Source organism: Nonomuraea sp. NPDC050153, from assembly GCF_044460125.1.
Taxonomy (GTDB): Bacteria; Actinomycetota; Actinomycetes; order Streptosporangiales; family Streptosporangiaceae; genus Nonomuraea.
This window is the reverse complement of the sequence record NZ_JBITJQ010000028.1, coordinates 133,236-156,951: the sequence shown is the minus strand read 5'-3', so window position 1 is coordinate 156,951 and position 23,716 is coordinate 133,236. Positions and strand designations below refer to the sequence as shown.

Sequence of the window (23,716 nt, the reverse complement as noted above, 5' to 3'; positions counted from 1 at the left end):
CCACTTGTGAGCGGGGGTCTAGCACGACGGGGAGGGCCAGGTGCCGGAAACGCACCCCTTACAGCCGAGCGATCCGCGAACACTGGGCGACTACCGGCTGCTCGGCCGTCTGGGCAAGGGGGCGCAGGGGATCGTTTTCGAGGGTGAGTCGCCCGACGGGCGGCGCGTGGCGATCAAGCTGCTGAGCACCCGGCTGGACAAGCCCGGTCTGGACTCCGAACGGTTCATGCGTGAGGTCGCGTCGGCGCGGCGGGTGGCCCAGTTCTGCACCGCCCAGGTGCTGGGGGCCCACATGGACGGCGAGCACCCGTACATCGTCAGCGAACTGGTGGACGGGGTCTCCCTGCAGACGGTGGTGCAGCGGGACGGGCCGCGCACGGGCGGCGCGCTCTACCGCCTGGCCGTCGGAACGGTCACCGCGCTGGCCGCGATCCACCGCGCCGGGATCGTGCACCGCGACTTCAAGCCCAGCAACGTGCTGCTCGGCAACGACGGGCCGCGCGTGATCGACTTCGGCATCGCGCGGGCTCTCGACTCGGCCATGACGATCAGCAGCGGGGTCGTGGGGACGCCCGCGTACATGTCGCCCGAGCAGATCTCGGCCGAGCGGGTGGGGCCGGCCAGCGACATGTTCAGCTGGGCCCTGACCATGGTGTACGCGGCCACGGGGCGGCCCGCGTTCGGCCAGGACAGCCTGCCCGCGGTCGTCTACCGGGTGATGCACGAGGAGCCCGACCTCTCGGCGCTGCCGGAGTCCCTGCGGCCGATCGTGCGGTCGTGCCTGCGCAAGCGGGCCGGCGAGCGGCCCGCGGCGGCCGACGTGCTGTTCGGGCTGCTGGCGAACGAGGGCGAGTCGCCGCGGCCCGAGGACGCGCTCGACACGGGCTCGCAGCTCGCGGCCGAGCAGACCCCGCCGGATCCGCCCGCTGCCGGGTGGGCGAACCCCCAGGGGTCCGCGCCTGGTGCTGGTGGCGGTCACGGGGCGGGCACCGGGTGGGCGAACCCCGGTGGTCCGCCGGCGTCCGCTCCTCCTGGCGGATCCGGGTGGGCGAACCCGTCGGGGGAGGCGTATCCGCCACCCCGGACGCCTCCGGCCAGGCCCCCGGGCGCGCCCTACATACCGCCCCAGCCTGGTGGTGCGCCTGGGCAGAGCAGCCCGCCCCAACACGGTGGCGCGCCTGGGCGGGGTGGCCCGCCGCAACATGGTGGTGTTCCGGGGCGGGGTGGCGCGGCGCGCGGTGTGCCTTTCGTGCCTCGGCAGCAGCCGGCGCCGGGTTCGTCCCAGGTGCCGCCGCCGTACCCGATGAACGCCCTGCCCCACTCGGCCCCCTCGCACCTGGCCCAGCCCGGTCCGACGGCACCGGCGGCGTCTGGGGCGGAGGACGCCGCGGGCGGGAAGGGGCCGTCCGGGCGGGCGGCGACCGCGCCCGACCAGGGCCAGGGACACGGCCAGGGGCAGGGCCAGGGACCGGGGCGGTCGCGCCCGCCTGGTCAGCCGTCGGCCGGGGAGGCCGGCGGGCGGGGGGACAACGACGCGTTCTTCAGGCACGCGCCGGTCGAGGACCGGCCCGACGAGGTCAACGCCAGGCGCAGGCGGGCCGCCATGGTCTCCGGCGCGCTCGTCGTGGCGCTCGCCCTGGCCGGGGGCGTGCTGTACTTCGGGCCGAAGATGTTCAACACCGGCTCGCCGACCGGCGGGAACGCGGCCCAGGCGACCACCTCCCTGAGCGCGGGCCCCGCCCAGACACAGGCCCAGGCCCAGACCCAGCCCCCGACCCCGACGCCGACGCCGACCCTGGTCACGCCGACCCCAACCCCGACCCCGACCCCCGTGAAGGAGGTCGTCCCCGTCCTCGGCAAGCAGGACGGGAAGTCGTTCAAGGGGCACACCAAGGGCGTCCAGACGATCTCCGCGATCTCCGCGGGCGGCAAGACGTGGCTGGTCACCGGCGGGCAGGACGGCCGGGTGCGGCTGTGGGACCTGGCCAGGCACAAGTCGCTGGCCACGATGAAGGGCCACAGCGAGGAGGTGTACGCCGTCGCCTGCGTGATGGTCGGCAAGACCCCCATGGCCGTCTCCGGCGGTTACGACGGCAGCGTGCGCCTGTGGAACCTCAAGACCCGCAAGGGCAAGGTGCTCGGCCGGCACGGCGACGCCGTCTACGCGGTGGCCGTCACCAAGGTGAAGGGCAGGTACGTCGCGGTCACCGGCGACGCCGACGGCTATCTGAGGTTCTGGGACCTGAAGAAGCGCAAGTCCATCGGCAAGGTCCTCAGAGCCCACCGCAAGCCAGTCAACTGGCTCAGCGCCACCCACCTAGGCGACAAGGCCGTCGCCATCTCGGCCGGCGAGGACGAGACGGTCCGCATGTGGGACATGGCCAAGCGCAAGGCGTACGGGAAGGCGTACAAGGGCCATTCCAGGGGCGTGTACTCGGTCGCGGTCGGCAAGGTGGACGGGAAGACGGTCGTGGCATCTGGCGGTAAAGACGGAAAAATCAGGCTCTGGGATCCGAAGAGCCGCAAGACCGTCGCCACCCTCTCCGGCCACAAGAAGATCGTCTATTCGCTGTCCTTCGGCACCCTCGACGGCCGCACGGTGCTGCTGTCCGGCAGCACCGACGGCACGATCAGGCTCTGGGACCCCGAGACCCGCAAGACGCTCGGCAAACCGGTCAAGGCACACAAGAAGGGCGTCTACGCCGTCGGTATCGTCCCGCTGGACGGGGACGCGGCCATCGTGTCCGCGGGCAAGGACAAGGTGGTCAGGCTGTGGAAGATCGCGAGCTCCTAGCGGACCGGCTACGAGCTCCTGAGCGGCTCGAAGATCGCGTGATGGGCGGCCACGAGCGCGCGGCGTACCGCCCGGTCCAGCTCGCGCAGGGCCGTGGCGCGGGCGGCGATCTGCCCCGACGTGAGCCCGCGCTCGTCGGCCAGCCGCACCACGGTGGCCAGCCGCGTGGCGAGGGCGGAGACGCGGTGCGCCCGCGCTGGATAGCCGGGCGCCAGCTCGCCGCCCCGGTGCGCGACGGCCGAGGGCCGGGACTGCATGGGGCCTTCGACGGCGGACAGGGCGTCGGTGGCCGCGCGCATGGCCTCCGACAGCTCCCGCTCGGCCTCCGACAGCGACGGCAGATCATGGCGTACGGGCCCGGAGTCGTGGACCTCCAGGCGAACCCCGGCATAGGACGACCCGCGCAGGTCGGGAGTGGGCACCAGGCCGAGGTTGCGGCCGTCGAGCACCGCGATGGCGGCCTGGCCGGCGTCGACCGCGGCCGAGTTGAACGCCGCGGGCCCCGACAGCCCCAGCGGGTCGCCGGGCGCGGGCAGCGCGAGCCGGAGCTCCCGCAGGCCGTCGGAGCGGAGGTTTGCGAGGTATTTACGCAACGGGACGTCGCCGGCCACGGCGGGTCCGCCGGCGGCTTCCACGTGGTCAGCCGCCTCGTCGAGGCCGACGTGGCCGGCGAGCCAGGCGTTGCCCCAGGCGACCAGGGAGGGACAGACAGGTGATTCAGGGCGCACCGATCCACGATAAGCGCTCGCCCTGCAATAGGTTTGTCCCGAGCGTGCTCCTAAGGAGGTATCGGGGATGGGTGGTCAGGTGCTGCGGCTCCAGGACGTCGCCGTCAGGCGGGACGGAGCGGCCCTGCTGCGCGGCATCGACTGGACGGTCAACGCGGACGAGCGTTGGGTCGTCGTCGGCCCCAACGGCGCGGGCAAGACCACGTTGCTGCAGGTCGCGGCCACGTTGCTCTACCCGAGCGAGGGCCTGGTCGAGGTGCTCGGGGAGAGGCTGGGACAAGCGGACGTCTTCGATCTGCGACCGCGGATCGGGCTGGCGAGCTCCGCGCTGGCCGAGCGCATCCCGCCGGAGGAGAAGGTCATCGACCTCGTGCTGACCGCCTCGTACGGGATCATGGGCCGCTGGACGGAGGAGTACGACTCCAACGACGTGACCAGGGCCGTCGAGCTGATCGACATGATGGGCGCGGCCCATCTGATCAGGCGGCGGTTCGGGACGCTGTCGGAGGGGGAGCGCAAGCGGGTGCAGATCGCCCGCGCCCTCATGCCCGACCCCGAGATGCTGCTGCTCGACGAGCCCGCGGCGGGGCTCGACCTGGGCGGGCGCGAAGACCTGGTGCGCCGGCTCTCGGTGCTGGCGGGCGACTACCGCTCGCCGACGCTCATGCTGGTGACGCACCACGTGGAGGAGGTGCCGAGCGGGTTCACGCACGGGCTGCTGCTGCGGCACGGCTCGGTGGTCGCGCAGGGGCCGCTGGAGCACGTGATGACGCCCGAAAACCTGTCGCAGACGTTCGGGGTGCCGCTCTCGCTGGAGCGCAGCGCGGAGGGACGCTGGTACGCGCGCGCCTATTGATCGCCATTTATGCACATAAAAGCCACCGGTAGCTGAAACGAAATAGGATCTACGGAGTCGGTCCCCTCGGCTTCGGAGCGTCGCCATGTCCGTCGAGCAGCTCATCGTCGCCCTTGTCGTGGTCGCGGCGGTGGGCTTCGGGGTGGCCCGCACGATCCGCATCATTCCCCAGGCCACGGCCGCCATCATCGAACGGCTGGGGCGCTACCACCGGACGCTGACCCCGGGGCTCAACCTCGTGGTGCCGTTCATCGACCGCATCAAGGACATGATCGACCTGCGCGAGCAGGTGGTCTCCTTCCCGCCGCAGCCGGTGATCACCTCCGACAACCTGGTCGTGTCCATCGACACCGTCATCTACTTCCAGGTCACCAATCCGAAGGCGGCCACGTACGAGATCGCGAACTTCCTGGTCGGCGTCGAGCAGCTCACGGTCACGACGCTGCGCAACGTGGTCGGCGGCATGGACCTGGAGCGCACGCTGACCTCGCGCGAGGACATCAACACCGCGCTGCGCGGCGTGCTCGACGAGGCGACGGGCAAGTGGGGCATCCGCGTCAACAGGGTCGAGCTCAAGGCCATCGACCCGCCCTCCTCCATCCAGGACTCGATGGAGAAGCAGATGCGCGCCGACCGTGACAAGCGCGCCGCCGTGCTGACCGCGGAGGGACAGCGCCAGGCGGCGATCCTGCAGGCGGAGGGCGAGAAGCAGGCGGCCGTGCTGCGGGCGCGCGGCGAGGCGGAGGCGGCGGTGCTGCGCGCGCAGGCGGAGGCCGAGGCCCAGGCCATGCGCGCCAAGGGCCAGGCGGACGCGATCGGCATGGTGTTCAAGGCCATCCACGAGGGCAACCCCGACCAGCACCTGCTCGCCTACCAATATCTGCAGACCCTGCCCGAGATCGCCAAGGGCGACGCCAATAAAATCTGGATCGTCCCATCGGAAATGGGCAAAGTTCTGGAGAATCTGGGCGGCCTCTTCACACCCCCCAAGAGCCCGGACACGTAAGGAGGGCTCGTGACGGGGTGGGAACTGGCCGCGGTCTGCGCGGCCGGGGTGGTGGCCGGCGCGATCAACGCCGTCGTCGGCTCCGGCTCCCTGATCACGTTCCCCACACTGGTGGCGATCGGCGTCGATCCCGTCACCGCCAACGTCTCCAACACCATCGGGCTCGTGCCCGGCTCGTTCACGGCCGCGTACGGCTACCGCCCCGAGCTGCGGGGCCAGCGCGAGCGCCTGCTGCGCCTGGGCCTGGCCTCGGCGCTCGGGGCCCTGATCGGCGGGATCCTGCTGCTGTTCCTGGACCCGTCGGTGTTCCATGTCGTCGTCATCGCGCTGATCACGCTGGCCTGCCTGCTGGTCCTGGTGCAGCCCAGGCTCAACCGTTGGCTGGCCGAGCGGCGCACGCACACGCACCCGCACGGCGGGCTGGAACTGTGGCTCGGCGTGCTGGCCGCCGGGATCTACGGCGGGTACTTCGGCGCCGCCCAGGGCGTTCTGCTGATCGGGCTGCTCGGCAGCTTCCTCGACGAGCACCTGCAGCGGGTGAACGCGGCCAAGAACGTCCTCGCGCTGATCGTCAACGCGGTGGCCGCCGTGCTGTTCGTCCTGGTCGCGCACGTCGACTGGCTCGCCGTGGCGGGGGTGGCCATGGGGGCGATGGCGGGCGGCTTCCTGGGCGCCAGGGTGGGGCGGCGCATCCCGGCGCCCGTGCTCCGGGGGGTCATCGTCTGCGTCGGGATTGCGGCTATTTTCGTACTGGTGTACGGATAGGGAACCGCGTTCGCGGGTATGAATCCCTACATGAAGGGTGACCGGGTAGAGATCGTCATCGATGCCGGAGGAACACCGCGTACGTACGAGATCAGGGCCACTCGCGCCGGCCGGCGGGTCGACGTGACCACGCGGCGGGGGCTCGTCGAGGTGAGCGAGGTCACCCGTACCGGCACGCCGGTGCGCACGGCCAGGTTCATGTCCAACCGGATCCTGGCCCTCGTGGAGCACCCCGCGGACGAGGTCAGCTGAAGTCGGCCACGTGGTCCTCCGCCCACCGGCGGAACGTCAGCGCGGGCCTGCCCAGCAGTCGTTCCACGGTGGGGGTGACCTGCTCGGGAGCCGTCACGAAGCCCGCCCACGCGCTCAGCGCGCCCTCCACGAAGGCCGGGTTCCCCCAGGCCGCCGTGAGCCGCTCGCGGGCCTCCTCCGGCGGCTGCTCCTCCCAGCGCACCTCGTGCCCGGCCACCTCGCCGATCACGCGTACCTGCTCGGCCTGGGTGAGCCGCTCGGGGCCGGTCAGCACGTAGGTGGCGCCGCTGTGGCCCGCCGAGGTGAGCACGTGCGTGGCCACGGCCGCGATGTCCCGCTCGTGGATCAACGACCGCGAAGCCTGCCCGTACGGCCAGCGCACCACGCCCCGCCTGATGTCCTCGGCCCAGCCCAGCGTGTTGACCGCGAACCCGCCGGGCCGCAGGAACGTCCACCCGAGCCCCGAATGCCGGATCAGCCGCTCGATCTCGTGGTAGTGCGTCACGGGCTCGTCCGCCACGTTGGCCGACAGGTAGACGATGCGCCGCGCGTGCCCGGCGACGGCCGCGACCACCTCCGCGGCGCCGTCCGCCGCGAAATGGGGCCACAGCAGGAACACGCTTTCCACGCCTTTCAGCGCCGGCTCCAGCGTCTCGGGCGCGGACAGGTCGCCGCGCACCACGTCCACGCGCTCGGGCAGGCCCGCCCGCTCGGGGCTCCTGACGAGCGCCCGCACCTCCAGCCCCGCCGCCGCGAGCTGGGACACCACGTGCCTGCCGACATTGCCGGTCGCGCCGGTCACCAGAATCGTGTTCATGAGCCCGACGGTAAAACCTCAAGCGAGCTTCAGGTCAACCCCGGCCGCACCTGGAGCGTGCCGTCGCGCCGGATCCGCGTCTCGAACACGGGCGCGGGAGCGGTCGCGGGACCGTGCCGCACCGAGCCGTCGGCCAGCCTGAACGTGCTGCCGTGCCACGGGCAGACCACGCACGCCTCCCCGTTCTCCATGACCAGCCTGCCCTGGTGCAGCGGGCCGGCCAGGTGGGGGCAACGGTCGGCGAGCACGGTCACGGCCTCGCCCTGGCGCAGCACGAAGAGCTGGATGTAGCCGAGCCGCCGCGCGACGGGCCGGCCCTCCGGCAGGTCCCTGAGCAGGCACAGGTCGTGCCAGCCCAGCGGCACCAGGTGGGTGACCTGCGGGGCGTGGTTGGCCCCGGCCGCCTGCCGGTAGGCCATGTGGCCGCCGAGATAGCCGCCGAGCCCGGCCAGGCCGAGCCCGGCCAGGGTCAGCGTGCGGCCCACCCGCTCGCGCCCGCGTACCCGGGCCAGCAGGGAGCCGGAGAACAGGCCCAGCGCGGCCACGTTCGACAGCATGTGGACGAAGCCCACGCGCTGCTGCTCACGGTGGAGAGAGGACCAGTCGGTCAGGCCGGCCGCCGCCGTGGGCAGCGCGTTGGCGATGCCCGTGGCCAGCAGCACGCGCGCGGCCCGCGGGTCGCCGTCGGCCAGGTCCAGCACGGCGGTGGACAGCCAGCAGCCGAGGCTGACCGTGGCCAGCGGCGGGTGCAGCGGCTTGCCCGTGGGCACGCCGTGCAGCAGGTCACGCAGCCGGCCGGGGCGGATGCGCCGGCGTACGGTCTTGGCCAGCACCCGGATCGGCGTGTCCAGGGCCTTGGACTTCTCGAGCCTGTCGGCGAGAGCAACCGGCCCGGCCAAACCCCGCAGCGGCCGACGTTTCGCTCGCACTTCCTCTTTCACGACAAGTCCCCTACCCCGCCCATGTGGGGATCACTCGGACAGGTGACCCCTGGCCACGGAGAGTTCGACCAGCTCCAGCGCGTACGCGCCGAGGGACGGCGAGCCCTCCTCGATGATCCGTACCTTCTCCCTGACCTGCGCGGCCTTGACCTTGAACAGCGGCCACGTGCCGCCCTCGGTGAGGTGGTTGGCCAGGATCGGGGAAAAGCGGTCGAGCGCCTTGGCGAACCTGGCCTCCGGCGTCTTCCTGGCCTCGAACTCGTCCCAGAGCTCCCGCAGCCACCGCCCCTGGTCGTCGGGCAGCAGGCCGAAGATGCGGTCGGCGGCGGCGCGCTCGGCATCGGGCTGCGCGGCCACCTCCACGGGGTCGTAGATGAACGTGTCGCCGGCGTCGATCTCGACCAGATCGTGCACCAGCAACATGGCCACCACCCGCTGGAGGTCGGTCCCCGGCGGGGCATGCTCGCCGAGGATCATCGCCAACGTGCCCACGTACCAGGAGTGCTCGGCGGTGTTCTCCCGCCGCGAGCCGTCCATCAAATGGTTGCGGCGGATGATCCGCTTCAACTTGTCGATCTCGATGGCGAAGGCGATCTGGGCGTTCAGGCGGTCCTCTTCTGGCGCGATAGTCACGCGCGACACCCTATTGTGCGATGATCACCCCGGTTGGTGAAATCGTGACCGGAACTCCGTTGAACACTGCGTTACCACTCAGTACGTCGATGGTGGATTCGTCCGTGAGCGTGTTGACGCTGACCCCGGCGTGCTCGGCCGCCACGCTCTGCGAGCTGCCCGCGTGACCCCAGCCGTGCGGCAGGCTGACCACGCCCGGCATGATCGTGTCGGTGGGTTCGAGCGGCACCGTGAGCTGCCCCTTCGCGGAGCGGACCACCGCCTCGCCGTCGAGCCCGAGCCTGGCCACGTCGGCCGGGTTGATCTGCAGCGTGCAGGTGTTGCTGCCGCCGACCAGCGGGCCCACGTTGTGCAGCCAGCTGTTGTTGGAGCGCAGGTGGCGCCGCCCGATCAGGACGATCTCCGGCGGGTCCTCGTCCAGCCTGCCGCGCAGCCGCTCCACGTCCTCGATGAGCGGCGGCGGCGCCAGCTCGATCAGGCCCGAGGCGGTCCTCAGCACCTCGCCGAGCCGGGGCTCCAGCGGGCCGAGGTCCAGGCCGTGCGGGTTGTCGAGCAGTTTGCGCAGCGACAGGTCGCCCTTGCCGGCCCACTCGCCGTAGGGGCCGAGCCTGAGCATGAGGTCCAGCCGGCGCTCGCCGCCGCTCTCGCCCTCCAGCTCGGCGCGCAGCTCGGCCACGTCCCGGCCCTGGATCCCGGAGCCGGGCGTCTCGGTGGCCTTGCGCAGCATCTCGCCGATCACGAACTCGTCCAGATCCCCCTCCAGGCCCGAGGCGATCATGGCCAGCCGGGCCAGGATCTGGGCCTCGGACGGCTGCCCGTCCAGCGGCAGCAGCGGCGGCGAGTAGCGGGCGTAGTTGCGGACCGCGAACCCGAGCAGCGCGAAGTCGTAGTGGCCCGACTGCAGCATGCGCGGCGGCGGGAGGATGACGTTCGCGTGCCTGGTGGTCTCGTTGAGGTACGGGTCCACGCTCACCATGAAACCGAGTCGCCCGAAGGCCGCGTCGAGCCTGGCCCCGTGGGGGGCCGACAGCACGGGGTTGCCCGCCACCGTGATCAGGAACGTGACCTGCCCCTCGCCGGGCGTCTCGATCTCGTCGGCGAGCGTGGCCACCGGCAGCTCGCCGTTGCTCTCGGGCAGGCCCCTGACCCGGCTCTTCCACCTGCCCACCTGGTACGGCCTGCGCCGTGCGCCGAACTCCGTGGCAGGTTTGGCGAACATGGCGCCACCCGGCCGGTCGAGGTTGCCGGTGAGCACGTTCAGCACGTCCACGAGCCACTGGGCCAGCGTCCCGAACTCGGCCGTGCAGGTGCCGATCCTGGCGTAGACGGCGGCCGTGGGGGCTCCGGCCAGCTCCCTGGCCAGCCGCACGATCACCTCGGCGGGCACGCCGGTGCGCGTGGCGACCGCCTCCGGCGGGAAGTGCTTGGCCGCCTCGCGCACCTCGGCCAGCCCGTTGACCTGGTGTGAGAACCTTACGAGGTCCTCGGCGAACAGCGTGTGGACGATGCCGAACAGCAGGTAGGCGTCTGTCCCGGGGCGGACGAAGACGTGCTCGTCGGCCAGCGCGGCGGTGCGCGTGCGGCGCGGGTCGACCACCACGAGCCGGCCGCCGCGGGCGCGCAGCGCTTTCAGCCGCCCGGGGAAGTCCGGCGCGGTGCACAGCGAGCCGTTGGACTCCAGCGGGTTGGCCCCCAGCATCAGCAGGTAATCGGTCCTGTCGAGGTCGGGGACCGGGATGGCCAGCGGGTGCCCGAACATGAGCCCGCTCGCGACGTGCTTGGGCATCTGGTCGGCGGTGCTGGCGGAGTAGACGTTGCGGGTGCCCAGCGACTTGATCAGGGGCGCGCCGTACAGGGAGCCCGCCATGCTGTGCGCGTTCGGGTTGCCGAGGTAGATCGCGACGGACCGGCGGTCGGCGACCCGGTCGAGGCCCGCCTTCACGGCGGCGAACGCCTCCTCCCAGCCGACCTCGCGCCAGAGGTCGCCCTCCCTGATCAGCGGCTTGCGCAGCCGGTCGGGGTCCTCGTCCAGCCGGCCGAGGCTGGCCCCCTTCGGGCAGATGAACCCCTTGCTGAACGGATCGTCCTTGTCGCCGCGGACGCTGGTCACGTGCCCGCCCTCGTCGAGGGTGAGGGTCAGGCCGCAGACGGCCTCGCAGAGGGGACAGGTCCGGTGGACGGTCGACGTCATCACGACTCCTCTGAGTTCGCCGGCTGGACTCATCTTGGCCCGTACCGCGTACATGGGGAAGCCCCGGAGCCCCCGCGGTCTCCGGGGCTTCCCACCCGGGGAAATGTCCCGGATTCCCCCAGGTCCTTAGCCCGCCTGTGACAGCGCGACCCCTGCGCGCAGATCAGGCGGCTCCTCAAGGTCGGGTCTCAGCGAGATCCAGGCCTGTCTGCCGTACAGCCGGTCGAGCCCGGGAGAGGTCGTCCCCGGGACCTCGTCGCGCCTGACGATCTCCACGATCACGAACTGCGCCCGCCGCCGGTGCCGGTAGACGTTCGCGCTCCTGGCCCAGCAGGCGGCCGCGATCTCCTCGCTGTACGCCTCGAACTCCTCGGCGGAGATGCCGGCCCTGGTCATGATCAGGGCCTTTTCGCCCGTGGTCGTCGGCGTGATCCAGAGCACCAGCGGGATCCGCCCGGCCCTGGTGTGCATCGTGGTCTCCAGGCAGACCCGGTGCAGGCGGTGCCTGGAGACCACGCACCAGAAGTGCGCGCTCACCCAGTTACGCCCGGTCCTGGTGACGGCCGGCACCGAGATGGCGCTCGTCAGCAGGACGAACGGCCACCACCGGCCCTCCTGCGTGGCCCCCAGCAGCGCGAGCGTGAGCACCGCCAGCCCGGCGAGCAGCATCAGCTCGGTACGGATCCGCCACAGCCTGACCAGCGGCCCGCCGCGCCCGGCGGCGGGGAGGTCCTCGTTGGCGGGGTAGATCTGGTTGCGCGGGTTCCTCGGCACGTCAGGACACCTCCTCGGTCACCCGGTGTGGCACGCTGAGCTGGTCGAAACGTGGGTCGCGGTAGCGCCGGGAGCCGAATCCCGTCCTGCTCACGGTCCAGCCGACGTGGTGGGCGAACTCGTCGGGCTCCATGCAGATTTCGCGATCGGCCCAAGCCATAAGCTCTCGGATCCGGGACTTGATTCGGGCGAGTCCCTTGGTACCTTGTGAGTACATGAGAAGACCCCTTTCGCGGCATTTTCAGAGGTGGCTTCTTAGCCGGACCGACGGCTGATGACCGGTCTCGCCGCAGGGTGGCAGCCCGAATGCGGCGCGCTGGTGGTCAGTCGCGGCCCGGTTTTTTCCAGGCTCGAATGAGCGGACTCTCGCTGAGTTCTTCAGGCGATTCCGAGGTCCTTCCGGCAAGCGGCCTCCCTGGGGCAGAGTTTCGTTTCCGGGGCGGCGACGTTGCCGGAGAGGCGGCCCGGGCGGGGCCGCGCGATCATCGACGGAAGGCCCGATGCGTACGGCCGTGTCGTCATGTCCGGCCTCCTTACCACTCGAGAACCCTCCTGGAACCGATGGTCCCCCTAGGTGTGCGATGCTGCAATACTTTGAGCAAGGGAAGATTTACGTTTCTTCACCCTTGCCGTGCAACTTGCACCAGAAGTGTCATGCGTAGCGTGTCGCAGGAGATGTTCCACCCCAGACCTACCCCTTGCCGGAGTTCGTCTTGCCCCTACGCTCTCCCCGTGAAAGCCTTCTGACAAGGCCACGCGGCACTCCTCGTGCAACTTGCAGTGTAAGATTGGGCGAACGGCCCCAAAAGCCGGGCCCCAAACGATCCCCACCGGCTACACCTTCATTCCCGAACAAGGAGAGTGGCGGTGCCATCGCAGCAGGGCAGTCCGACAGTACGCAGGCTCCGGCTCGGCCAGGAGTTGCGTCTTCTCCGGGAGCGGAAGAAGTTCACCGGGGCCAAGGCGGCCAGGGAGCTCGGCTGGTCCGCGAGCAAGGTCAGCCGGATCGAGGCCGCCAAGACCATGCCCAGCGCCGAAGACATCAAGGTCATGGCGCAGCTGTACCGCGCTGACCAGGAGAAACTTGACGAGCTCTTCGGCTTGTTGCGTGATGCGGAGCAGCGCGGTTGGTGGGAAGATTACGAGGACGCTCTGCCCGAGGAGTACACAAGATTCCTCGGGTTGGAGGCTGAGGCGAAATTCCAGCGCAACTGGGAACCCCAGATCTTGCCTGGCACCTTGCAGACCGAGGCATATGCCAGGGAGGTCATCCTGGCGACCCGGGGCATCGCGCGCATCACGCACAGCGGTGTCAGGAGCCGGGTCGAAGCCCGCCTCGACAGGCAGCAGCGGGTTCTGCATCGGCCGGATCCCTGCGAGCTGACCGTGGTTCTCGACGAGTCGGCCCTGACACGCCGCTTCGGTGAGCCCGCGGTCATGCGCGAGCAGATGGAGCACCTCCTGGAGGTCTCCCTGCTGCCACACGTCAGCATTCACGTCCTGACCCTGGACTCACTTCACCCGGTTAACACCGGTGCGTTTATTCATCTGAAGTTTTCGGCATTTGACGATGTTGTCTACCTAGAGCAGTTGTATACTGCTCACTTCGTCGAAGATCTCGAACGTGTGGCCGGATACGAAGCGGCTTTCGACCACATCAAGTCGGAGGCCCTGGATGAGGACGAGTCGCGCGTGCTCATCCAGCGGAAAGCCATGCTCTGGAGACGCTAGAGGCGAAACACCTCAGAAAGGGGCAAAGGGGCCCCTTTACGCATTTGGGGAGAGAATGTACATCCACACTACGGCGGCCGCCTGGCGGAAGAGCAGATTCTGCAACGGCGCATCGGCCTGCGTCGAGGTCGCCCCCCTGGCCGACGGCAACGTCGCGCTCAGGGACAGCAAGGAGCAGGACGGGCCCGTTCTCGTCTTCACTCCTGAAGAGTGGGCCGCCTTCACCGCGGGAGTGCGTGAGGGCGAGTTCGACTTGGCCGCGCTCGTACCAGGCGCCTGAAAGCCCGTAACCGCCGCAGCATTTCTTCGCGCAGCAGGTCGGGTCAGGGATATTTCGCGAGTTGAGCTCTCTTTCGGGGAAAACTTTTCTCGTCGCGCATAAAGACGGCCCGCGCCCCGGAAATGGGGGCGCGGGCCGTCGCGCGTTGTGCGCGGAATTCCCGGGCGCTTTTACGCGCGGGCCGGTACGCGGCTCCGTACCAGGAAAATCGAGCTCAGTCCCGCGACCACGGCGAGGCCCGCCATGGCGATGGAGGACACCAGCGAGGCGGACACCGTGCCGTGGCCCTGGCTCAGCGTGATGAACAGCGTCCCCACCGTGGAGACGCCGATGACCTGCCCGAGCTGCATCACGGTGAGCAGCGCGCCGCTCGCGTCCGCCGCGTAGGCGTCGTCCACCTGCTCGGTCGCCATGTTCGTCACCGCGACCTGCACGCCGAGCCCGGCGCCGACGAGGGCGCTCATGACCGCGTACGGGAGGCCGCCGCCGGCGGCGAGCCCCAGCCCGAGGTAGGCGGGCGCGGCCACCACGTAGCCGAAGGGCACCAGCGGGCGCTGCAGGCGGAGGGGCAGGCGCGGCCAGGCGAGCCCGACGAGGCCGAAGGCCAGCGCGCACGGCACCAGCATCATGCCGGAGGACAGCGGTGTCAGGTGCAGCTCACCCTGCAGGTGCAGGGCCGAGGTGAACAGGAATGCGCCCCAGGTCGCCGGGCCGAACAGCAGGATCGCCAGCCCCGGCCGCATGCCGGGCGCGCGCAGCACCCGCGCGTCCACCAGGGGACGCCCGCCGCGGGCCGTCACCCACCGCTCGATGCGGACGAACGCGAAGAACGTCACCACGCTCAGCGCCATCGAGATCCAGCCCCACGTCGGCCACCCGAGCTCGCGGCCCAGGACCAGCGGCACGACGAGCAGGAGCACGGCCGCCGACAGGGACACCAGCCCCCAGGGGTCGAGGCCCGCCCTGCCACCGCCCTCGTCGGCCGGCAGCACCTTGATCCCGGCCGCCAGCAGCAACGCGCCGATCGGCACCAGCACCAGGAACACGATCCGCCAGCCCGTGCCGAAGCCCAGCAGGATCCCGCCGAACGCCTGGCCGATCACGATGCCACCGCTGATCACCAGCGACCACAGGCCCATGGCCCGGCCCCTGGCCGCGCCGTGGTAGTTGCGCTGGATCAACGTCAGGACCTGCGGCATCATCATCGCCGCCCCGGCGCCCTGCAGCAGGCGGGCGGCCACCAGCCAGCCGGTCGACGGCGCCAGGCCCGCGCCGAGCGTGGTCAAGGTGAACACCGCGAGCCCGCCCAGGAACGCCTTGCGGTAGCCGAACAGGTCGCCGAGCCTGGCTCCGGTGATCAACAGGACGGCATAGACAATGGTGTATCCGGCGACGATCATCTGCAGCCCGGCGCCTGAGGAGTGCAGGTCGGACTCGATGGTCGGGGTGGCCACGTTGACGATGTTGACGTTCAGGATGGCCAGGAACTGCCCCACGAGGATGATCGCAAGGAGCAGGCCGCTGGCCCGGGGTCCCGCCTGTGGTTTTGTGTCCACTGAAGGGGAGATAGCGGCAGTTTGCGTCATGTGTAGCAGTCTGCCGGGGATTCAGTACCAGTAACGAGAGCCCATTTATACTGGTATTGACACTAACAGGGTGCTTAGTCCCATAGTGGAGATGTGAGGGTGGCAGAGGTAAAGCGCACTGATCTTTCGGCGTTCCTGCGCACGCGTCGCGAGCGGATCACTCCCGAGATGGTCGACCTCGCGCCGGGGCCGCGCAGGCGGACGCCCGGACTGCGGCGCGAGGAGGTCGCCCAGCTCGCGGGCGTCGGCGTGACCTGGTACACGTGGCTGGAGCAGGGCCGTCCGATCAACGCCAGCACCCAGGTGCTGGACGCGATCGCCCGTACGCTGAGGCTCGACGCCGCCGAGCGCCAGCACCTCTACCGGCTGGCGGGCCAGGCGCAGATCCCGGCCGGCACCGACTCGGGCCAGGTGACGCCCGAGATGCGGCAGATCCTCGACCGGCTCGGCGACATGCCCGCCGTCGTGACCAACAGCCGGTGCGACGCCCTGGCCTGGAACGCCACGTACGCCGCCCTGTTCCCCGAGGTGGTCAGCGCGCCGGAGGGCGAGCGGAACTCGCTCTGGCACACCTGCCTCACCCCCGCCCCCACGACCCTGCTGCTCAACCGCGACCAGGAGCTCGCGCGGGCCGTGGCCGTGTTCAGGGGCGCCTACAGCCGCCACGTGGACGACCCGTGCTGGCAGGACTTCGTGCGCCGGCTCAGCTCGGAGAGCGCCGAGTTCGCGCGGCTTTGGGCCAGGCAGGACGTGGCCGAGCCGGGGCCGAGGGTGAAGCGGTTCAAGCACGTGGAGCTGGGGGAGCTGCGCTTCAGCACGACCAGCCTCATGGCCGTGCCCGAGATCCGGCTGGTCGTGTACACGCCGATGGACGACGCGACCTGGGGCGCGATGCGCGGGCTGCTGGAGACGGGGGAGTCTGCGCGGTAATCCGCCCTACATGGCATGCTCAATCCCTAGACGACCGGATTCGAGCGGAAGTGGCGGCAGATGAGACTCCCCCGTGCCCTCCCGTTGTTCGCCGTCGCCGCGTCCTTGGTGGCCTGCTCATCGGCCCCCGAGAAGGAGCCGCTGAGCAAGCAGGTGGAGCGGCAGGTGGCCGAGTCGCCGACGGCGAAGCCGAAGCCGAAGCGGCGGCCGTACACGATCTCCTTCGGCGGGGACGTGCACTTCGAGGGGATGCTGCGGGCGCGCCTGGCCAGCCCGAGCACGGCGCTCGGGCCGATCGCGAGCGTGCTGCGCAGGTCCGACTTATCCATGGTGAACCTGGAGACGGCGATCACCACGGGCGGGACGCCGGCGCCGAAGAAGCAGTTCACCTTCCGGGCGCCGCCGACCGCCTTCGCCGCGCTGAAGGCCGCCGGGGTCGACGTCGCGTCCATGGCCAACAACCACGGCATGGACTACATGGAGACCGGCCTGGCGGACACGCTGGCGGCGATCAAGACCAGCAAGTTCCCCGTGGTGGGGATCGGGAAGGACGCGGCGCAGGCGTACAAGCCGTTCCGTAAGACCGTGAACGGCAACCGGGTGGCCATCATCGGGGCCACGCAGGTGCTGGACGCGGAGTTCATCCAGGCGTGGACGGCCACCGCCGACAAGGGCGGACTGGCCTCGGCCAAGGACGAGGTCAGCCTGCTGAGAGCCGTGCGGCAGGCGCGGAAGAACTCCGACACCGTGATCGTCCACCTGCACTGGGGCACCGAGCTGCAGAAGTGCCCGAACCCGGCGCAGCTCTCGCTGGCCCCCAGGCTGGTCAAGGCGGGCGCCGACGTGGTGATCGGCGGACACGCGCACATCCTGCTCGGATCCGGGTACCTGGACAGGGCATACGTCAATTACGGCATGGGCAACTTCGTCTTCTACAACTCCACCGCCGGCACCACGGGCCTGACCGGCGTCCTGACGCTGACCATCAACGGGCGGAAGGTGCTCAAGGACAGCTGGACCCCGGCCACCATCCAGGGGGGCGTGCCCATACCGATGACGGGGGTCGCGCGGACCCAGGCGGTCGCGGACTGGAAGGCGCTGCGCTCCTGCGCCGGGCTGGCCGCGCGCCCCTGAGTGATCCGATGAGAAACCTGCTAAATGGCCTGCCGCTACGGCCTTGGCTGGGCACGACAGTGGGGCGGCAGGCTGATGAGCAGGTTTCTTGTCGGTACGCTATTCGATGATCTGTCCAATAGGAGGTCGCGATGCGATGGGTCGAGTCCGGTGACGTGCGGCTGGCGGTCTTCGAGGAAGGCGACCCGGCGAACCCGACGGTGCTGCTGCTCCACGGCTATCCCGACACGCACCGCGTCTGGGACGAGGTGGCTGCGCTCCTGCGCGACCACTACCACGTCGTCCGGTACGACGTGCGCGGGGCGGGGGAGTCCGCGACGCCGCGGAACCGCCGGGACTACGGCTTCGACCACCTGGTCGCCGACCTCGCCGCGGTGATCGACGCCGTGATCGATGCCGGGGGCGGGCCCCGCGTCCATCTCGTGGGGCACGACTGGGGGTCGCTCCAGGGCTGGGAGGCCCTCGGGCGGGCCGAGTTGCGGGACCGGATCGCGTCGTTCACGAGCCTGGGCGGGCCGGGGCTGCGGCAGACCGCTCATTTCCTGCGGCACGGGCGGCGGGGGGACGTCGCGGCGCAGCGCCTCAAGTCCTGGTACATCGGGGCGTTCCAGGTTCCGGTGGTGCCGGAGCTGGCGTGGGGCTCGGTCATGCCGCGGATCATCTCCCGTACGCTGCGGCGCGAGGGGGTCTCGCCGCGGCCTGGGCACCCGGCGCGGACCCTGGTCAAGGACGGGCGCAACGGGCTGTGGATGTACCGGCTGAACATGGGCACGACCGGCGACCCGGGCGTCGGCGACGTGCCCGTGCAGATCATCGAGGCCACCGGGGACTCCTTCGTGACCCCGGCGCTGCTGGCCTCGATCGGGCGGTGGGCGCCCAGGCTCCGGCACCGGAAGGTGGCGGCCGGGCACTGGGCGCACCGGAGCCGTCCCGAGGCGGTGGCCCGGATGATCGCCGAGTTCGCCGACGGCGCCCCCGCCGCCCGGCGGCCGCGGCGGGCCTTCGAGGGGCGGTTGGCGGTGGTCACCGGGGCGGGGTCGGGGATCGGGCTGGCGACGGCGCGGGCGTTCGCGGCCCATGGCGCGGAGGTCGTCTGCGCGGACATCGACGCCGAAGCCGCGGCGCGGGCCGCCGACGCCATCGCCAAGGACCTCGGAGGTACGGCGCACGCCGTGCAGGTCGATGTATCGAATATCGACCAAATGGAAGATTTTTCGCGAAATATCATCGCTCAATATGGAGTGCCGGACATTGTGGTGAACAATGCCGGGATCGCCGTTGCCGGGTCTTTTTTTGATCATACGGTGGACGACTGGCGCAGGACCATCGACGTCAACCTGTGGGGCGTCATCCACGGCTGCCGGCTATTCGGCGCCGCCATGGTCGAGCGCGGGGAGGGTGGTCACATCGTCAACGTCGCCTCTCTGGCCGCGTTCGCGCCGTCCCGGCTGCTGCCCGCGTACTCGACCTCCAAGGCGGCAGTGAAGATGCTCAGCGACTGTCTCAGGGCCGAGCTGGACGGGCACGGGATCGGGGTCAGCGCCGTCTGCCCGGGGTTCGTCTCGACGCCGATCGCGCGCCATGCCACGTACGTGGGCGCTGACCTGCGGGAGGAGGCCGTACGGAACCTGGCGCGGCGCGGTTATCCCGCCGAGCGGGTGGCCGCCCACATTCTGCGGGCAGTACACCGGAATCAGGCCGTTGTGCCGGTCAACCTGGAAGGGAAAATCGGGTATGCCCTTTCCCGGATTTCGCCTGGAGCTATGCGCGCGCTCGCGCGCTGGAACGGAGCCACAAGAAATCCAGGAATTGGTAGGTAACGATCGCCCATCCGGGAGAAGATGGCTGCGTGTCCTCGCCGCAACTCGATGATGATTGCGCCCAGTCCGGAGCGCTCAGGCGCCAGCCGGCACAGCGCCGCAGCGCGCGACGCGTGGAGCGGATGCTCGACGCGTGCGCCGAGCTGCTCGACGAGACCGGATACGAAGCCCTGTCCACCACCCGCATAGCCGAGCGGGCAGGGGTCGCGATCGGGTCGATCTACCAGTTCTTCCCCGACAAGCGGGCCGTCACGCAGGAGCTCACCCGGCGCAATGTCGAGGAGTTCGTGCGGAGGGTCGACCGCAGGTTCCTGACGGAGGAGTATCGCGGCTGGTGGGAGGCCATCGACGCGATCATCGACGAGTACGTCGACATGCACAGGACGGTCCCCGGCTTCAGGAGCCTGCACTTCGGCGACGTCGTCGACCTCAACCTGCTCGACTCCGACTCCGACAACAACACGGTGATCGCGGGCCGGCTGCGGGGGTTGCTGCTCAAGGAGTTCGGGCTGGCGGACAGCCCAGAGCTCGACCTGGCCGTGCTGGTGGCGGTCGAGGCGGGCGACGCCGTGCTCAAGCTGGCCTTCCGCCGTGACCCCAAGGGCTCGCCGGAGATCGTCGACGCGGCCAAGCAGCTGATCCGGGGCTTCCTGTCGCGCCAGCTGCGCTCCTGGTCGCTGCGCTAGTCCGGGTCGAAGTCCGCCGCATCCCTGATCAGGCCTGCCAGCCAGGCAGGCAACCGCTTCCCGTGCTCGCTGAGCGCGATCGCGGGCACCTGCTGGAACCGCGGGGTGGCCGGCGTGCGCAGGCACGGCGAGGACATCGAGGCGGGACGGGCCTCCCTGGCCTCACGGACATGGAGCCGGGCCTCCAGGGCATGCAGGTTGCGTTCGGCGGATTCGATGGCCTCCAATCGGGCCGACAAATAACCCGCCACACCGGGGACGAGGGCCGCCAACACGACGACACAGGCCAGTGTGAAGGTCATCTGCTTGGACACGCCCATCACAGCCCCCTTGCTCGCGTAGCAGCAAAGCGACCCGTATATGCCCTGTCACCTGCGCGAACACGCTCTCGGTCAGCACTATTGGACGCGGCGTTACCTAATTTGTGACTGACCGGCGATGCGCATTGACCGGGCAAAGCGCCGACCGGCTCGGTAGTCTCGCGGTGTGGCGCATGTGACCCGTGAGCACCTTGATCGTCTGCTTGAGCAGGCCCTATTGGCCGACGACCACAGTTCCCTGGCCAGTCGGCTGTACGACGTCGCGCTCGGCTACTCGTCGGGCGACGTCTCCAGGGCGTCCATCCTGGTCCTCGCTGCCGAAGAATGGCGGGCGGCAGGCCAGCCGGCGCGCGCTATGGAGTGTTTCCAGCGCGCGGTCGAGGACGGTGGCGAGGCGGGTTTCGACCCGCGTGCCGGCATCGCCGACACGCTCTTCGAGCTCGACCGGCCCGATGAGGCTAGGGAGGTCATCGAGACCATACGCGCGGAGGGCGGCGTCTCCACGGCGACCGCTCACACGATCGCCGAGACGCTGGTCGCCTACGGGGACCTCCAGGGCGGGCTCGAATGGGCCACCCAGGCGGTCCTGGGATGCGACGAGAACGATCCGGAGCAGGGGGCGCTCCTGCGCACCCGCTACCGCATCCGGGTCGACCTCGGGCTCCCTGAGGACGAACTGGACGCCCTCGTCCACTGACCACCGCTGCACGGCCGCGCTCACCCGCGGCCGTGCACCCGAGATCGCTCGCCCTTGGGGCGTCTTCGGGCGGCAACGTACCGTGCCGCGATGACGCCTGCGCCGCGATGAGCGGGAGGCGGAGGGGCCGCGGTGGGTACGGCCCGCGACCCCTCCGGTCAGGGAAGCCAGGCGCGGCGGGCACGGCCCACGCCCGGACCGGCGGATCAGCGCAGCCCCAGCTCCCGCGCCAGCCCCGTGAACCCGTCCACCGGGGACTGGCCGCCCGTCAGCATCGAGGCGCCCTCGACGCTCTCCGCCGCCTTGGGCAGCAGGGTGTCGACCACCTGGGACCCGACCTCGGCGACCGGCTTCTGCAGGTCCAACGGCGACTCGATGGGGGAGCCCGCGATGCGGTTCCGGTACTCAGGGGGCCCGAACGACAGCTCGGCGGGCAGATTGTCCACCCGCGGCAGCTCGGGCAGGGCGGGGAGACCGGGCACCTCGGCCACGGTCGCCAGATCCTTCATCCCGGCCGGACCCGGCACCATGGGGAACAGCGCGGGCGAGGCCGAGACCAGCGAGGGCATGCCCCAGGTCGCCGCCATCCCGCCCAGGTCGGCGATGCCGAGCACCTCGCGCCCGGAGGCGAGCCCGGTCAGGCCGAGCTTCCTGGCCAGCTCCCCGGCCGCCTGGGCGAGCTCGTTGCTCTCGGTGGTGACCAGCTTGCCGCTGCCGTTCACGCGCCCCTGGGTGCGCTCGTCACAGTAGGAGGCGGCCGACTTGGGCGAAAGCAGGGCAGGCTGCCTGTCCGCGCACGAGCGGGCCGTCGAGGGGGTCGCGGCCAGCCAGGTGATGCCCGCGGTCAGAGTGGCCACCGCGATGATGCTCCGGATCTTCTGAGATGACACTTCACGTCCCTGATCGATTTCGGTGATCTGACGAACGCTGAACGTAGTCACACATTCGGCCGCAGGAGTGCGGCTTGTCCGAAGAGTGGACCGGACCTTACCAAAGACGTGGCCGGATGACCGGGACATGACACGCCGACCGGGCCTGCGACTTCCGGCGCGGTCATCTCGTGGACAGGAAGTCGCGCACCAGCCGGTCGTAGCGCGGGCGGTCGGTGTTCCACGCCTCGGTGTGCCCGCCGTCCGGGAACTCCTCCAGCCGGACGTCCCAGCCGAGCCTGGCCCCGGTGGCGGCCAGCTCGCGGGCCTCGCGCACGGGGTGGTCGGCGTCGCCCACGGTGTGGAGGACCAGCGACGGGGGCCGGACCCGGGGCGGGTGGCGGATGAGACTGAGCCGATCGAGGTCCACGCCGGTGCGCCAGGTGATGACCTGGCTGACCAGCAGGCCGAAGAACGGCGGCAGGCCGTGCTTTCTCGCGCCCTGCTCGTTGGTCATGCCGGCGTCGATCATGGGCGCGTCCAGGACGACCCGGTCCACCGTGCCGGCCAGCGCCGAGTGGGTCAGGAACTGGCCGACGACCGCTCCTCCCATGGAGGTGCCGTACAGGACGAATCGCCGCGCCCCCATGCGCTGGGCCGTCCGCACGGCCGCCTCCAGGTCGCGCCACTCGCTGGCGCCCAGGTGCAGCAGCCCGTCAGGGGAGCGCGGCGCGCCCTCGTCGTTGCGGTAGGTGATGGCCAGGAACGGCAGGCCCAGCTCGTGCACGACCGGCAACACCTTCAGCTCGGCCTTGCGCCTGCCGTTCTGGCCGTGCACCGCGATGACCCAGGTCGTGCCGCGGCCGGGCACGTACCAGGCGGGGGCGGGGCCGAGCTCGGTGGGAACGGCGATCTCGGAGAAGTCGATGTCCCAGGCGACCTTGGGATCGCCGGGCGGGACGTCGCCGAACCAGCCGGGCGTGCCCGCCGACGGAAGGTGCCCGCGCAGCACCGTTCGCGTGACCCGGCCGTCCCGGCGCGCGGTGACCGGTCCGAGCATGGTGAACGAGCCCGTCCACTCCAGCCAGTAGACGCCCGGTTTGCGGGTGTCGGGGGTGTCGGTGAGGGTGACCGCGCCGGGCTGCGCGGACAGCACCATGGTGTTGCTCTGGCCGTAGTGGACGACGCCGACGGCTTGATCGCTGCCGTACCAGGCGCCGTAACCTGCCGCGGCGACCAGGAGCAGGAGGACCGCGACGAGGACGCGCCTAAGCTTTGACGCCATTGAGGACCCTTCCGGCCGTCCTGCGGCACAGCGCGCGGAACTCCTCCTCCGGCAGCCCGATGCGGCCGCCCAGGTAGAGCTGGACCAGGCCCTGCACCGACGAGGTGAGCGCCAGCGTCACCTCCAGCGGATCGTCCTCGCGCAGGTGCCCGGCGCGCATGCCCTCCTCCACCAGGATCACCAGGTGCCCGAAGGCGAGGGAGTCGCCGGCGGCGAAGTCGTCGGGGAAGCGCCTGGCCTGCTCTCTCCGTTCGGTCATCAGGTACGTGTACAGGTGCGGAGCGCCCAGGGCGAAGTCCAGGAAGTCGTCCAGGAGCCCGAAGACACGGCCCTCCCAGTCCCCGCCGGCGACCCGGTGGCCCCAGCTCGCCGCCAGGTCCTGGAAGGTGCGGTCCACGACGGTGCGCAGCAGCGCCTGACGGTTGGGATAGTGCTTGTAGATCGCCATGGCGGTGATGCCCACCGCGTCGGCCACCCGCCGCATGGTGACGGCCTCGGAACCCTCGCCCACCAGGATGTCGCGCGCCGCCTCGGCGATCCGCTCTGACGTCGTCTTCATGGTATACAGCGTAAACCCTCAGGGTGTACGGCGTATACCCCGAAAACGCCGGGAGCCCGGAG

At 70.4% G+C, this 23,716-nt stretch carries 24 protein-coding genes; 12 read left to right on the top strand and 12 right to left on the bottom strand.

Going from position 1 to position 23,716, the window contains the following annotated elements; translation table 11 throughout:
* Positions 1-40: 40 nt before the first annotated feature.
* Complete coding sequence (locus ACIBQ1_RS45285) at positions 41-2,794, top strand: protein kinase (RefSeq protein WP_397287222.1); 2,754 nt, start codon at positions 41-43, stop codon at positions 2,792-2,794.
* An 8-nt stretch (positions 2,795-2,802) separates the two neighbouring features.
* Here the strand turns inward: ACIBQ1_RS45285 and ACIBQ1_RS45280 are convergent, their stop codons facing one another.
* Entirely contained in the window at positions 2,803-3,522 is a 720-nt protein-coding gene (locus ACIBQ1_RS45280) for a hypothetical protein (protein ID WP_397287220.1), read from the bottom strand.
* Positions 3,523-3,589: 67 nt separating this feature from the next.
* Here ACIBQ1_RS45280 and ACIBQ1_RS45275 point away from each other — a divergent pair, with 67 nt between their 5' ends.
* The 4 genes from ACIBQ1_RS45275 (at position 3,590) to ACIBQ1_RS45260 (ending at position 6,401) form a co-directional block, all read left to right on the top strand.
* A complete protein-coding gene (locus tag ACIBQ1_RS45275; RefSeq protein WP_355378763.1) occupies positions 3,590-4,378 on the top strand; it encodes an ABC transporter ATP-binding protein in 789 nt (262 codons plus the stop codon).
* Positions 4,379-4,463: 85 nt separating this feature from the next.
* On the top strand, positions 4,464-5,384 hold the full coding sequence (locus tag ACIBQ1_RS45270; RefSeq protein WP_397287218.1) for an SPFH domain-containing protein: 921 nt from the start codon (positions 4,464-4,466) through the stop codon (positions 5,382-5,384).
* A 9-nt stretch (positions 5,385-5,393) separates the two neighbouring features.
* Positions 5,394-6,149 carry a sulfite exporter TauE/SafE family protein gene (locus tag ACIBQ1_RS45265; RefSeq protein WP_397287216.1) on the top strand — a complete coding sequence of 252 codons (756 nt, stop codon included), beginning with the start codon at positions 5,394-5,396 and terminating at the stop codon, positions 6,147-6,149.
* Positions 6,150-6,179: 30 nt separating this feature from the next.
* Entirely contained in the window at positions 6,180-6,401 is a 222-nt protein-coding gene (locus tag ACIBQ1_RS45260) for a hypothetical protein (protein ID WP_355378757.1), read from the top strand.
* Here ACIBQ1_RS45260 and ACIBQ1_RS45255 read toward each other — a convergent pair.
* From ACIBQ1_RS45255 to ACIBQ1_RS45230, 6 genes are all read right to left on the bottom strand, one after another.
* Positions 6,394-7,218 (bottom strand): NAD(P)H-binding protein, encoded by an 825-nt coding sequence (locus tag ACIBQ1_RS45255; protein ID WP_397287214.1) that lies wholly within the window; start codon positions 7,216-7,218, stop codon positions 6,394-6,396. The two genes, ACIBQ1_RS45260 and ACIBQ1_RS45255, sit on opposite strands and share 8 nt — an antisense overlap.
* 29 nt (positions 7,219-7,247) lie before the next feature.
* Positions 7,248-8,147: a Rieske 2Fe-2S domain-containing protein gene (locus tag ACIBQ1_RS45250; RefSeq protein ID WP_397287212.1), complete on the bottom strand. Its 900-nt coding sequence runs from the start codon at positions 8,145-8,147 to the stop codon at positions 7,248-7,250.
* A gap of 42 nt (positions 8,148-8,189) precedes the next feature.
* On the bottom strand, positions 8,190-8,801 hold the full coding sequence (locus tag ACIBQ1_RS45245) for an HD domain-containing protein (protein WP_355378752.1): 612 nt from the start codon (positions 8,799-8,801) through the stop codon (positions 8,190-8,192).
* A gap of 1 nt (position 8,802) precedes the next feature.
* Complete coding sequence (locus ACIBQ1_RS45240; RefSeq protein ID WP_397287209.1) at positions 8,803-10,983, bottom strand: molybdopterin-dependent oxidoreductase; 2,181 nt, start codon at positions 10,981-10,983, stop codon at positions 8,803-8,805.
* Between the two features lie 126 nt (positions 10,984-11,109).
* Positions 11,110-11,757, bottom strand: a complete 648-nt coding sequence (locus tag ACIBQ1_RS45235) for a hypothetical protein (protein ID WP_397287207.1) — start codon at positions 11,755-11,757, stop codon at positions 11,110-11,112.
* Position 11,758: 1 nt separating this feature from the next.
* A complete protein-coding gene (locus ACIBQ1_RS45230) occupies positions 11,759-11,890 on the bottom strand; it encodes a hypothetical protein (protein ID WP_355378747.1) in 132 nt (43 codons plus the stop codon).
* A 734-nt stretch (positions 11,891-12,624) separates the two neighbouring features.
* Here ACIBQ1_RS45230 and ACIBQ1_RS45225 point away from each other — a divergent pair.
* Positions 12,625-13,488 carry a helix-turn-helix domain-containing protein gene (locus tag ACIBQ1_RS45225; protein ID WP_397287205.1) on the top strand — a complete coding sequence of 288 codons (864 nt, stop codon included), beginning with the start codon at positions 12,625-12,627 and terminating at the stop codon, positions 13,486-13,488.
* Between the two features lie 55 nt (positions 13,489-13,543).
* On the top strand, positions 13,544-13,768 hold the full coding sequence (locus tag ACIBQ1_RS45220) for a DUF397 domain-containing protein (RefSeq protein WP_387572517.1): 225 nt from the start codon (positions 13,544-13,546) through the stop codon (positions 13,766-13,768).
* A gap of 170 nt (positions 13,769-13,938) precedes the next feature.
* Here ACIBQ1_RS45220 and ACIBQ1_RS45215 read toward each other — a convergent pair whose 3' ends face one another.
* Positions 13,939-15,324: an MFS transporter gene (locus ACIBQ1_RS45215; RefSeq protein ID WP_397287203.1), complete on the bottom strand. Its 1,386-nt coding sequence runs from the start codon at positions 15,322-15,324 to the stop codon at positions 13,939-13,941.
* A gap of 129 nt (positions 15,325-15,453) precedes the next feature.
* Between ACIBQ1_RS45215 and ACIBQ1_RS45210 the strand changes: the two genes are divergently transcribed.
* From ACIBQ1_RS45210 to ACIBQ1_RS45195, 4 genes are all read left to right on the top strand, one after another.
* On the top strand, positions 15,454-16,284 hold the full coding sequence (locus tag ACIBQ1_RS45210) for a helix-turn-helix transcriptional regulator (protein WP_397287201.1): 831 nt from the start codon (positions 15,454-15,456) through the stop codon (positions 16,282-16,284).
* 60 nt (positions 16,285-16,344) lie between these two features.
* Positions 16,345-17,418, top strand: coding sequence for a CapA family protein (locus ACIBQ1_RS45205; protein ID WP_397287199.1), 1,074 nt, complete (start codon positions 16,345-16,347; stop codon positions 17,416-17,418).
* 131 nt (positions 17,419-17,549) lie between these two features.
* Entirely contained in the window at positions 17,550-19,238 is a 1,689-nt protein-coding gene (locus ACIBQ1_RS45200; RefSeq protein ID WP_397287197.1) for an SDR family oxidoreductase, read from the top strand.
* A 122-nt stretch (positions 19,239-19,360) separates the two neighbouring features.
* Positions 19,361-19,924 (top strand): TetR/AcrR family transcriptional regulator, encoded by a 564-nt coding sequence (locus ACIBQ1_RS45195; protein ID WP_397287263.1) that lies wholly within the window; start codon positions 19,361-19,363, stop codon positions 19,922-19,924.
* On the opposite strand, the gene ACIBQ1_RS45190 is transcribed toward ACIBQ1_RS45195, so the two are convergent.
* Entirely contained in the window at positions 19,921-20,244 is a 324-nt protein-coding gene (locus ACIBQ1_RS45190; protein WP_397287196.1) for a hypothetical protein, read from the bottom strand. The genes ACIBQ1_RS45195 and ACIBQ1_RS45190 overlap by 4 nt on opposite strands.
* A 166-nt stretch (positions 20,245-20,410) precedes the next feature.
* Between ACIBQ1_RS45190 and ACIBQ1_RS45185 the strand changes: the two genes are divergently transcribed.
* Positions 20,411-20,941, top strand: a complete 531-nt coding sequence (locus ACIBQ1_RS45185; RefSeq protein WP_397287194.1) for a hypothetical protein — start codon at positions 20,411-20,413, stop codon at positions 20,939-20,941.
* A 206-nt stretch (positions 20,942-21,147) separates the two neighbouring features.
* On the opposite strand, the gene ACIBQ1_RS45180 is transcribed toward ACIBQ1_RS45185, so the two are convergent.
* The 3 genes from ACIBQ1_RS45180 to ACIBQ1_RS45170 form a co-directional block, all read right to left on the bottom strand.
* A complete protein-coding gene (locus ACIBQ1_RS45180; protein WP_397287192.1) occupies positions 21,148-21,798 on the bottom strand; it encodes a hypothetical protein in 651 nt (216 codons plus the stop codon).
* Positions 21,799-21,994: 196 nt separating this feature from the next.
* Entirely contained in the window at positions 21,995-23,095 is a 1,101-nt protein-coding gene (locus ACIBQ1_RS45175; RefSeq protein WP_397287190.1) for an alpha/beta hydrolase family protein, read from the bottom strand.
* Positions 23,079-23,654 carry a TetR/AcrR family transcriptional regulator gene (locus ACIBQ1_RS45170; protein WP_397287188.1) on the bottom strand — a complete coding sequence of 192 codons (576 nt, stop codon included), beginning with the start codon at positions 23,652-23,654 and terminating at the stop codon, positions 23,079-23,081. Before ACIBQ1_RS45170 ends, ACIBQ1_RS45175 begins: the two co-directional genes overlap by 17 nt.
* Positions 23,655-23,716 lie beyond the last annotated feature (62 nt).

Coding starts and splice junctions, on each gene's coding strand:
- ACIBQ1_RS45230 (WP_355378747.1), bottom strand. CDS start 11,890: ATGGAGCCCGACGAGTTCGCCCACCACGTCGGCTGGACCGTGAGCAGG.
- ACIBQ1_RS45205 (WP_397287199.1), top strand. CDS start 16,345: ATGAGACTCCCCCGTGCCCTCCCGTTGTTCGCCGTCGCCGCGTCCTTG.
- ACIBQ1_RS45240 (WP_397287209.1), bottom strand. CDS start 10,983: ATGACGTCGACCGTCCACCGGACCTGTCCCCTCTGCGAGGCCGTCTGC.
- ACIBQ1_RS45170 (WP_397287188.1), bottom strand. CDS start 23,654: ATGAAGACGACGTCAGAGCGGATCGCCGAGGCGGCGCGCGACATCCTG.
- ACIBQ1_RS45270 (WP_397287218.1), top strand. CDS start 4,464: ATGTCCGTCGAGCAGCTCATCGTCGCCCTTGTCGTGGTCGCGGCGGTG.
- ACIBQ1_RS45195 (WP_397287263.1), top strand. CDS start 19,361: ATGCTCGACGCGTGCGCCGAGCTGCTCGACGAGACCGGATACGAAGCC.
- ACIBQ1_RS45190 (WP_397287196.1), bottom strand. CDS start 20,244: ATGGGCGTGTCCAAGCAGATGACCTTCACACTGGCCTGTGTCGTCGTG.
- ACIBQ1_RS45275 (WP_355378763.1), top strand. CDS start 3,590: ATGGGTGGTCAGGTGCTGCGGCTCCAGGACGTCGCCGTCAGGCGGGAC.
- ACIBQ1_RS45220 (WP_387572517.1), top strand. CDS start 13,544: ATGTACATCCACACTACGGCGGCCGCCTGGCGGAAGAGCAGATTCTGC.
- ACIBQ1_RS45175 (WP_397287190.1), bottom strand. CDS start 23,095: ATGGCGTCAAAGCTTAGGCGCGTCCTCGTCGCGGTCCTCCTGCTCCTG.
- ACIBQ1_RS45260 (WP_355378757.1), top strand. CDS start 6,180: ATGAAGGGTGACCGGGTAGAGATCGTCATCGATGCCGGAGGAACACCG.
- ACIBQ1_RS45200 (WP_397287197.1), top strand. CDS start 17,550: ATGCGATGGGTCGAGTCCGGTGACGTGCGGCTGGCGGTCTTCGAGGAA.
- ACIBQ1_RS45255 (WP_397287214.1), bottom strand. CDS start 7,218: ATGAACACGATTCTGGTGACCGGCGCGACCGGCAATGTCGGCAGGCAC.